This is a genomic window from Hafnia alvei (assembly GCF_964063325.1).
GTDB lineage: Bacteria > Pseudomonadota > Gammaproteobacteria > Enterobacterales > Enterobacteriaceae > Hafnia > Hafnia alvei_B.
In genome coordinates this window covers 4,423,072-4,432,343 of record NZ_OZ061315.1, presented here as the reverse complement: position 1 = coordinate 4,432,343, position 9,272 = coordinate 4,423,072, and the positions used below count along the sequence as shown (strand labels likewise).

12 protein-coding genes are annotated in these 9,272 nt (G+C 46.9%); 11 read left to right on the top strand and 1 reads right to left on the bottom strand.

The window, feature by feature from the left end; all coding sequences use genetic code 11:
- Positions 1-10 precede the first annotated feature (10 nt).
- From fkpA to bfr, 11 genes are all read left to right on the top strand, one after another.
- On the top strand, positions 11-829 hold the full coding sequence (fkpA, locus tag AB3Y96_RS20655; protein ID WP_072309459.1) for an FKBP-type peptidyl-prolyl cis-trans isomerase: 819 nt from the start codon (positions 11-13) through the stop codon (positions 827-829).
- Positions 830-1,036: 207 nt separating this feature from the next.
- On the top strand, positions 1,037-1,759 hold the full coding sequence (locus AB3Y96_RS20650; RefSeq protein WP_008815470.1) for a transcriptional regulator: 723 nt from the start codon (positions 1,037-1,039) through the stop codon (positions 1,757-1,759).
- A 2-nt stretch (positions 1,760-1,761) separates the two neighbouring features.
- Positions 1,762-2,148, top strand: a complete 387-nt coding sequence (gene tusD / locus AB3Y96_RS20645) for a sulfurtransferase complex subunit TusD (protein ID WP_367300355.1) — start codon at positions 1,762-1,764, stop codon at positions 2,146-2,148.
- A 9-nt stretch (positions 2,149-2,157) separates the two neighbouring features.
- Positions 2,158-2,517 carry a sulfurtransferase complex subunit TusC gene (gene tusC / locus AB3Y96_RS20640; RefSeq protein ID WP_367300102.1) on the top strand — a complete coding sequence of 120 codons (360 nt, stop codon included), beginning with the start codon at positions 2,158-2,160 and terminating at the stop codon, positions 2,515-2,517.
- Between the two features lie 18 nt (positions 2,518-2,535).
- A complete protein-coding gene (tusB, locus tag AB3Y96_RS20635; protein ID WP_367300101.1) occupies positions 2,536-2,823 on the top strand; it encodes a sulfurtransferase complex subunit TusB in 288 nt (95 codons plus the stop codon).
- 142 nt (positions 2,824-2,965) lie between these two features.
- The gene (gene rpsL, locus AB3Y96_RS20630) at positions 2,966-3,340 is read left to right on the top strand and encodes a 30S ribosomal protein S12 (protein WP_002212323.1); all 375 of its coding nucleotides are present in this window, start codon (positions 2,966-2,968) and stop codon (positions 3,338-3,340) included.
- 96 nt (positions 3,341-3,436) lie between these two features.
- Positions 3,437-3,907, top strand: coding sequence for a 30S ribosomal protein S7 (rpsG, locus tag AB3Y96_RS20625; protein WP_017803037.1), 471 nt, complete (start codon positions 3,437-3,439; stop codon positions 3,905-3,907).
- Positions 3,908-4,000: 93 nt separating this feature from the next.
- A complete protein-coding gene (gene fusA / locus AB3Y96_RS20620) occupies positions 4,001-6,115 on the top strand; it encodes an elongation factor G (protein ID WP_072309463.1) in 2,115 nt (704 codons plus the stop codon).
- 70 nt (positions 6,116-6,185) lie between these two features.
- The gene (gene tuf / locus AB3Y96_RS20615; protein WP_038502512.1) at positions 6,186-7,370 is read left to right on the top strand and encodes an elongation factor Tu; all 1,185 of its coding nucleotides are present in this window, start codon (positions 6,186-6,188) and stop codon (positions 7,368-7,370) included.
- A gap of 177 nt (positions 7,371-7,547) precedes the next feature.
- Positions 7,548-7,745, top strand: a complete 198-nt coding sequence (gene bfd / locus AB3Y96_RS20610) for a bacterioferritin-associated ferredoxin (protein ID WP_367300100.1) — start codon at positions 7,548-7,550, stop codon at positions 7,743-7,745.
- A gap of 72 nt (positions 7,746-7,817) precedes the next feature.
- Positions 7,818-8,294 (top strand): bacterioferritin, encoded by a 477-nt coding sequence (gene bfr, locus AB3Y96_RS20605; RefSeq protein WP_072309464.1) that lies wholly within the window; start codon positions 7,818-7,820, stop codon positions 8,292-8,294.
- Here bfr and AB3Y96_RS20600 read toward each other — a convergent pair.
- Positions 8,268-9,008, bottom strand: coding sequence for an A24 family peptidase (locus AB3Y96_RS20600; RefSeq protein WP_367300099.1), 741 nt, complete (start codon positions 9,006-9,008; stop codon positions 8,268-8,270). The genes bfr and AB3Y96_RS20600 overlap by 27 nt on opposite strands.
- Positions 9,009-9,272: the final 264 nt, after the last annotated feature.

Sequence of the window (9,272 nt, the reverse complement as noted above, 5' to 3'; positions counted from 1 at the left end):
GGAGAAATGGATGAAATCTTTTTTTAAAGTTACTGTGCTGGCAACCACAATGGCTCTGGCTCTGAATGCATCAGCGTTCGCCGCTGACGCAGCTAAAGCTGCAGATGCTGCGCCGACAGCAACTAACAGCAAATTCAAGAATGACGATCAGCAGGCAGCATACGCATTAGGTGCTTCTCTGGGACGTTATATGGAAAACTCCCTGAAAGAGCAGGAAAAACTGGGTATCAAGTTGGATAAAGACCAGCTGATTTCCGGCGTTCAAGATGCTTTCGCAGGTAAAAGCAAGCTGACCGACCAAGAAATCGAAGGCACTCTGCAGGGCTTTGAAGCACGCGTAAAAGCATCTGCACAGGCTAAGATGGAACAAGATGCAAAAGCTAACGCAGATGCGGGTAAAAAATTCCGTGATGCGTTCGCTAAAGAGAAAAATGTTAAAACCACCAAAACCGGCCTGATGTATCAAGTTGATAAAGAAGGTACCGGTGCTGAGCCAAAAGACAGCGATACCGTAGTGGTTAACTACAAAGGTACGCTGACCGATGGTACTGAGTTTGATAACTCATACAGCCGTGGTGAGCCATTGTCTTTCCGCCTTGATGGTGTTATCCCTGGCTGGACCGAAGGCCTGAAACACATCAAAAAAGGCGGCAAAATCAAGCTGGTCATCCCACCAGAATTGGCATATGGCAAAACTGGCGTCCCAGGCATCCCTGCAAACTCTACGCTGGTATTTGATGTAGAACTGCTGGATGTTAAAGCTGCACCAAAAGCTGACGCGAAAGTTGAAGCTCCAGCAAAAGCTGACGCAGCGAAAGCAGGCAAGTAATTAACTTGAATGTTTAAAAAAAGCCGTGGAATATTCCACGGCTTTTTTGTTTTTTATCGTTTGAAGGTAAAAAAAACTTTTACCCCGCTGGCCTCAAGGATTTTAATAGGGCAGCTTTGCTAAACTTTATTTGCTAACTAGCACGTTTTCTTGAATCTGCATCCATCGACGGATGCGTAGCTAAATCCTCCGTGGGGGTTGTCTTCAATGTCCAATACGCTTATGCCTGGTGACACCAGTGAGCTCGATTTACTGGATGAGCGTCCGTTCAGCCAGACCGATCATGAAATTTTGAAATCATATGAAGCCGTTGTTGATGGTCTTGCTATGCTCATTGGTTCTCATTGCGAAATCGTTTTGCATTCGCTTGAGGACTTGAAATGTTCAGCGGTACGCATTGCTAACGGCGAGCATACGGGGCGAAAGATTGGTTCGCCGATTACCGATTTAGCCCTGCGCATGCTGCACGATATGGCCGGTGAAGATAGCAGCGTGTCAAAAGCGTACTTCACACGTGCAAAAAGCGGCGTGTTGATGAAGTCCGTCACGATTGCTATTCGTAACAAAGAGCAGCGTGTTATTGGTTTGCTATGTATCAACATGAATCTCGATGTGCCTTTCTCACAGATCATGGAGACCTTCATCCCTAAGGCTTCGCAAGACGTTGCTTCATCAGTGAACTTTGCCTCTTCCGTAGACGACTTAGTGGCGCAGACGTTGGAGTTTACGATCGAAGAAGTGAATGCCGACCGTTCGGTATCGAACAATGCGAAGAATCGCCAAATTGTGCTGAATCTGCATGAAAAGGGCATTTTTGATATTAAAGACGCTATTAATCAGGTTGCCGATCGGCTGAATATCTCTAAGCACACGGTGTATCTGTATATTCGCCAGTTCAAAAGTGGCGACCTGCAGGGCAGCGATCGCTAATGCTGAGCTACTCCTTGTTTGTGACAGGCCCAGCTTATGGCACGCAGGCGGCGAGTAGCGCCTACCAATTTGCTCAGGCACTGGTGGCCAGCGAACATCAATTGGTTAGCGTATTCTTCTACCGAGAGGGCGTGAGCAATGCTAATCAGCTGACATCCCCGGCGAGTGATGAATTCGATCTTGTTCGTGCGTGGCAGAAATTAGCGCGGGAGCATGGTGTAGTGCTAAATGTGTGTGTCGCGGCAGCGCTGCGCCGCGGCGTAGTTTCAAAAGACGAAGCCGTACAGCTAGGCTTGCCTGCTGCCAATTTGCAGGATGGTTTTGTCTTAAGTGGGCTAGGCTCACTGGCTGAAGCTGCACTGACCTGCGATCGCATCATGCAATTCTAAGGGGATGGGATGAAACGTTTAGCTTTTATTTTTACTCAGCCTCCGCATACATCAAGCGCTGGGCGTGAAGGGCTGGATGCATTATTAGCTGCTTCTGCCTTCTGCGAGGATATTCAGGTGTTTTTTGTTGGGGATGGCGTTTTTCAACTTTTGCCCAATCAAAAACCGGCTGAAATTCTTTGTCGAGACTATGTTTCAACTTTTGGCGTGATGCCGCTTTACGATATTGAAGACGTCTATATCTGTTCTGAGTCGCTGCATGAAAGAGGTTTACATGACAATGAACAGTGGATTATCGACGTTCAACTGCGAACTGCGGCACAGATTCGACAAAACCTTGAACAACGCGATGTTGTGCTAACCTTTTAGGCTTTGGTGATACTTTACATGTTACATACGCTGACAAAGTCTCCAACCTCAGCAGATCTGACAACTCTTTGTGCTATTGTGGGCAATAATGACGCTATCGTGCTTCTGCAGGATGGTGTTCTGTGTGGGCTAGCAAATACCCATGCCCTTGAAAAACTCATTTCTGCCTCCACATCCCTATATGCGCTGAATGTCGATGTTATTGCTCGAGGTTTGAGTGCTCAAATTTCATCCAATATCGTGTTGTTAGACTATAATCAGTTCGTTGAACTGAGTGCCAAACACCCTCAGCAAGTATCTTGGTGAGAATGCGATCTTGTATATTTCTTGACACCTATACTGGGCAGCCATAAAATTCTGCGTCCTCATATTTTGCCCATGGCTTTATGGGGAGATTTATCACACTTGTTTACGAAGCAAAAAACGAAGCAAATACCAGGAGCTATTAATGGCAACAATTAATCAGCTGGTACGCAAACCACGCTCCATGAAGGTTGCTAAAAGCAACGTTCCTGCGCTGGAAGCTTGCCCGCAGAAACGTGGCGTATGTACTCGCGTATATACCACCACTCCTAAAAAACCAAACTCCGCACTGCGTAAAGTTTGCCGTGTGCGTTTGACTAACGGTTTTGAAGTTACCTCCTACATCGGTGGTGAAGGTCATAACCTGCAGGAACACAGCGTGATCCTGATCCGTGGCGGTCGTGTAAAAGACTTGCCAGGTGTTCGTTACCACACCGTTCGTGGTGCGCTTGACTGCTCCGGCGTTAAAGACCGTAAGCAATCACGTTCCAAATACGGCGTGAAGAAGCCAAAGGCTTAATGGTTCTCCGTTAAGTAAGGCCAAACGTTTTAACTTTAATGTCAAACTCGAACTATAGAGTTTTGGACAACCCTGAATTAACAACGGAGTATTTCCATGCCACGTCGTCGCGTCATTGGTCAGCGTAAAATTCTGCCGGATCCTAAGTTCGGATCAGAACTGCTGGCTAAATTTGTAAACATCCTGATGGTAGATGGTAAAAAATCTACCGCAGAAGCAATCGTATATACCGCGCTGGAGACCCTGGCTCAGCGTTCTGGTAAAAACGAACTGGAAGCTTTTGAAGTAGCCCTGGACAACGTCCGCCCAACCGTCGAAGTTAAATCCCGTCGCGTTGGTGGTTCTACTTATCAGGTACCAGTAGAAGTCCGTCCGGTTCGTCGTAATGCTCTGGCAATGCGTTGGATCGTTGAAGCTGCTCGTAAACGCGGTGATAAATCCATGGCTCTGCGCCTGGCGAACGAACTTTCTGATGCTGCAGAAAACAAAGGTACTGCAGTTAAGAAACGTGAAGACGTTCACCGTATGGCCGAAGCCAACAAGGCGTTCGCTCACTATCGTTGGTAATCCCTTCATAGTGTTAGTCACCAAGCGGGCGCTTCAAGCAAGCCGCCCGCTATGGGTAACTTAACTTGAACGTCCTAGGAATAGAGGAATCAAATGGCTCGTACAACACCCATTGCCCGCTACCGTAATATCGGTATCAGCGCACACATCGACGCCGGTAAGACTACTACTACCGAACGTATCCTTTTCTACACCGGTGTAAACCATAAAATCGGTGAAGTTCATGACGGCGCTGCCACCATGGACTGGATGGAACAGGAACAAGAACGTGGTATCACCATCACTTCCGCTGCAACTACTGCGTTCTGGTCAGGTATGGCTAAGCAGTATGAACCGCATCGCGTAAACATCATCGACACCCCAGGGCACGTTGACTTCACCATCGAAGTTGAACGTTCTATGCGTGTTCTTGACGGTGCGGTAATGGTTTACTGCGCGGTTGGTGGTGTTCAGCCACAGTCTGAAACCGTATGGCGTCAGGCTAACAAATACAAAGTTCCACGCATTGCGTTCGTTAACAAAATGGACCGCATGGGTGCTAACTTCCTGAAAGTTGTAGGCCAGATTAAATCCCGTCTGGGCGCGAACGCTGTTCCGCTTCAGTTGGCAATTGGCGCTGAAGAAGGTTTCACCGGTGTTGTTGACCTGGTGAAAATGAAAGCGATCAACTGGAACGATGCCGATCAGGGCGTGACCTTCGAATACGAAGAAATCCCTGCTGATATGGTTGAGCTGGCGGCCGAATGGCACCAGAATCTGGTTGAATCTGCAGCAGAAGCTTCTGAAGAGCTGATGGATAAATACTTGGGCGGCGAAGAGCTGACCGAGGAAGAAATCAAAACTGCCCTGCGTTCACGCGTACTGCGTAACGAGATTATTCTTGTTACTTGTGGTTCTGCATTTAAGAACAAAGGTGTTCAGGCGATGCTGGATGCGGTAATTGATTACCTGCCATCACCGACTGACGTACCTGCAATCAACGGTATGCTGGACGACGGTAAAGATACTCCGGCTGAGCGTCACGCGAGCGATGAAGAGCCATTTGCTGCTCTGGCGTTCAAAATTGCTACCGACCCGTTTGTTGGTAACCTGACGTTCTTCCGCGTGTACTCTGGTGTTGTTAACTCAGGTGATACCGTCTTTAACCCGGTAAAATCGGCACGTGAGCGTTTTGGTCGTATCGTTCAGATGCACGCTAACAAGCGTGAAGAGATCAAAGAAGTTCGCGCAGGCGACATTGCTGCGGCAATCGGCCTGAAAGACGTGACTACTGGTGACACCATTTGTGATCCGGATAACGTGATCATTCTGGAGCGTATGGAATTCCCTGAACCGGTAATCTCCATCGCAGTAGAACCGAAAACCAAAGCTGACCAAGAAAAAATGGGTCTGGCTCTGGGCCGTCTGGCTAAAGAAGACCCATCATTCCGCGTATGGACTGATGAAGAATCTAACCAGACCATCATCGCAGGTATGGGTGAGCTGCACCTCGACATCATCGTTGACCGCATGAAGCGTGAATTCAACGTTGAAGCGAACGTCGGTAAACCTCAGGTTGCTTATCGTGAAGCGATTCGCACGAAAGTTACTGATATCGAAGGTAAACACGCCAAGCAGTCTGGTGGTCGTGGTCAGTATGGTCATGTTGTTATCGACATGTACCCACTGGAGCCGGGCTCAAATCCGAAAGGTTACGAGTTCATCAACGACATCAAAGGTGGTGTAATTCCTGGCGAATACATCCCTGCCGTTGATAAAGGTATCCAGGAGCAGCTGAAATCTGGTCCACTGGCTGGTTATCCGGTAGTTGACCTCGGCGTGCGTCTGCACTTCGGTTCTTACCATGACGTTGACTCCTCTGAGCTGGCGTTTAAACTGGCCGCTTCTCTCGCCTTCAAAGATGGCTTTAAGAAAGCGAAACCAGTTCTGCTTGAACCTATCATGAAGGTTGAAGTTGAAACTCCAGAAGAGAACACTGGTGACGTTATCGGTGACCTTAGCCGTCGTCGTGGCCAGCTGAAAGGTCAGGAATCTAACGCTACTGGCGTTCAGATTCACGCTGAAGTGCCGTTGTCTGAAATGTTCGGATACGCAACTCAGCTGCGTTCTCTGACCAAAGGTCGTGCATCTTACTCCATGGAATTCCTGAAGTATGATGATGCGCCGAACAACGTTGCTCAGGCCGTTATTGAAGCTCGTGGCAAATAAGCTACTAGTTTAAAACATTGATCCCGTGCTCTCTCTATGAAGGGAGAGCACAAGAGTAAGGAATAAAGCCGTGTCTAAAGAAAAATTTGAACGTACAAAACCGCACGTTAACGTTGGTACAATCGGCCACGTTGACCACGGTAAAACTACCCTGACTGCTGCAATCACTACCGTTCTGGCTAAAACCTACGGTGGTTCTGCACGTGCATTCGACCAGATCGATAACGCGCCAGAAGAAAAAGCACGTGGTATCACCATCAACACTTCTCACGTTGAATATGACACCCCGTCACGTCACTACGCGCACGTTGACTGCCCAGGGCATGCTGACTACGTTAAAAACATGATCACCGGTGCTGCGCAGATGGACGGCGCTATCTTGGTTGTTGCTGCGACTGACGGCCCTATGCCTCAGACTCGTGAGCACATCCTGCTGGGTCGTCAGGTTGGCGTTCCTTTCATCATCGTATTCCTGAACAAATGCGACATGGTTGATGATGAAGAGCTGCTGGAACTGGTAGAAATGGAAGTTCGTGAACTTCTGTCTCAGTACGACTTCCCAGGCGATGATACTCCAATCATCCGTGGTTCTGCTCTGAAAGCGCTGGAAGGCGAAGCTGAGTGGGAAGCTAAGATCGTAGAACTGGCTGAAACTCTGGATTCTTACATCCCAGAACCAGAACGTGCTATCGACAAGCCATTCCTGTTGCCAATCGAAGACGTATTCTCTATCTCTGGCCGTGGTACTGTTGTTACCGGTCGTGTAGAGCGCGGTATCGTTAAAGTTGGTGAAGAAGTTGAGATCGTTGGTATCAAAGATACCGTTAAATCAACTTGTACCGGCGTTGAAATGTTCCGTAAACTGCTGGACGAAGGTCGTGCAGGCGAGAACGTTGGTGTTCTGCTGCGTGGTATCAAGCGTGAAGACATCGAACGTGGTCAGGTTCTGGCTAAACCAGGCTCTATCAAACCACACACCAAGTTCGAGTCAGAAGTTTATATTCTGAGCAAAGATGAAGGCGGCCGTCATACTCCGTTCTTCAAAGGCTACCGTCCACAGTTCTACTTCCGTACAACTGACGTGACCGGTACCATCGAACTGCCAGAAGGCGTGGAAATGGTAATGCCAGGCGATAACATCAAAATGATCGTTACCCTGATCCACCCAATCGCAATGGACGATGGTCTGCGTTTCGCAATCCGCGAAGGCGGCCGTACCGTTGGTGCTGGTGTTGTTGCTAAGGTAATGAGCTAATATTTAGCTTCTGAACTGAATGCAATAAAAGGGCGCTTAGGCGCCCTTTTTTATTACAAGAAAAACATGTGTTGTTTCAAGTTAGTACATATTATAAGCAAGAAAACAAGATGCCTTTATTGAAATGATAACGTTTATTATTTAGACTATTATTATCAAATCAATAAAGAGTAGAATATGTACGTTTGCTTATGTAATGGGATTTCGGACAAAACGATACGTCATGCAATCCGCAAATATCAGCCGAGCACTCTTCATCATTTACGCAAAATAGTTCCATTCGGATCTGAATGCGGCAAATGTATTCGTCAGGCTCGAGAGATTTTCGATGAGGAAACCACGGTACTTCAAAGTAACTTCATAAACGTGGCATAAAAATAGGGTTATTTTTTGACTCTTCAGTCTCTGGTTCTACACTAAAAGAACTGGAAGCGGAGGGTTTTGTTTATGAAAGGCGATAAAAAGGTTATTGGCCACCTCAATAAGCTACTTGGAAATGAACTTGTAGCCATCAATCAGTATTTCCTTCATGCACGCATGTTCAAAAATTGGGGCCTCACAAGGCTCAATGATATTGAGTACCACGAGTCGATCGATGAGATGAAACATGCCGATCGTTACATCGAAAGGATTCTTTTTTTAGAAGGGCTGCCAAATCTTCAAGATTTAGGGAAACTTAATATTGGAGAAGACGTGGAAGAAATGTTGAGATCCGATCTTAAGTTAGAACTCGATGGTGCAAAAAACTTACGCGAAGGCATAGCTTATGCAGACTCAGTCCATGACTATGTTAGCCGTGATCTCATGATTGAAGTCCTGTCTGACGAAGAAAAGCATATCGACTGGCTGGAAACTGAGTTGGAGCTTATCCAACGTTTGGGTATCCAAAATTACCTACTAGCTCAGGTGAAAGAAGAAGCTTAATTTCCATGATTGCAATATATCGAAAATAACCACCCAGCCGGCGATGGACAAGCAAGGACCAAAAGGTAGAGGGTGGTTCTTTTTCATTGAACAAAACTGTCTTGTAACCCACCAAATAATCCCGCCAAGCGAAGCACTTGCAGATATCAATGCCAAGTTTTCATACCCAGCCCATGCACCAAGCGCGGCTAACAGTTTGGCGTCACCTAATCCGATACCCATCTTTCCAGCCAAATGTTTAGTGATCCAGCCTAGAAGCCAAATAAAGGTATAACCCGTGATTGCACCAGCCACAGCGTGTTCTATTGGAATAGCATGAGTGCAGGCATTAAAACCAAGACCTAGCCAGAGTAGGGGTAATGTAAGTATATCTGGCAAGAGGTAATGCTGAATATCCAAAAGTGACAAGGTGATGAGAAACCAGCTAACTAGCCAAATAATAGGCAAGATTGATAGGCTGATATGAGGCCAGATAGAAATAGCGAGAAAAAATATACCATACCCGATTTGCATCATTAGGTTACCTCTGCAGATAGAAGGCAGAGGCGGAGTGTCAAAAGTGGAAGCAGCATCTGGAGAAAGAAATTGCTTAGGTATGGCACGTCTTGTGACATAAGTAGCGCAACTAGCACAAAAGGCAAATACGACGCTTAGTTCTACACGCACTCCATTGTCTGAAATGACGCATGAATAGATTTCCGCAAGCAATTCCATCTGTATCACCTCCATTCGATATGTGCATCATCATATCTAAGCGTATTGAGCAATAGAGGGTATTTAATTGGAGTCTATGTCACACCGCTGTATGAATTTTATGCAATTCAGGACCTAAACACGTACTCTTACTGCGTATATGTGATAAAAATTGCGCTACACAGTTAGGATAGGGCGGAAGGCTTTCCACTATTTTTGCGCATTTAGGTTGCTTCCTGAGCTGGTTTACGTATAATGCGCGGGCTTACCTAATCTTGGTAAGTC

Coding starts and splice junctions, on each gene's coding strand:
- fkpA (WP_072309459.1), top strand. CDS start 11: ATGAAATCTTTTTTTAAAGTTACTGTGCTGGCAACCACAATGGCTCTG.
- AB3Y96_RS20650 (WP_008815470.1), top strand. CDS start 1,037: ATGTCCAATACGCTTATGCCTGGTGACACCAGTGAGCTCGATTTACTG.
- tusC (WP_367300102.1), top strand. CDS start 2,158: ATGAAACGTTTAGCTTTTATTTTTACTCAGCCTCCGCATACATCAAGC.
- tusB (WP_367300101.1), top strand. CDS start 2,536: ATGTTACATACGCTGACAAAGTCTCCAACCTCAGCAGATCTGACAACT.
- rpsL (WP_002212323.1), top strand. CDS start 2,966: ATGGCAACAATTAATCAGCTGGTACGCAAACCACGCTCCATGAAGGTT.
- rpsG (WP_017803037.1), top strand. CDS start 3,437: ATGCCACGTCGTCGCGTCATTGGTCAGCGTAAAATTCTGCCGGATCCT.
- fusA (WP_072309463.1), top strand. CDS start 4,001: ATGGCTCGTACAACACCCATTGCCCGCTACCGTAATATCGGTATCAGC.
- bfd (WP_367300100.1), top strand. CDS start 7,548: ATGTACGTTTGCTTATGTAATGGGATTTCGGACAAAACGATACGTCAT.
- bfr (WP_072309464.1), top strand. CDS start 7,818: ATGAAAGGCGATAAAAAGGTTATTGGCCACCTCAATAAGCTACTTGGA.
- AB3Y96_RS20600 (WP_367300099.1), bottom strand. CDS start 9,008: ATGGAATTGCTTGCGGAAATCTATTCATGCGTCATTTCAGACAATGGA.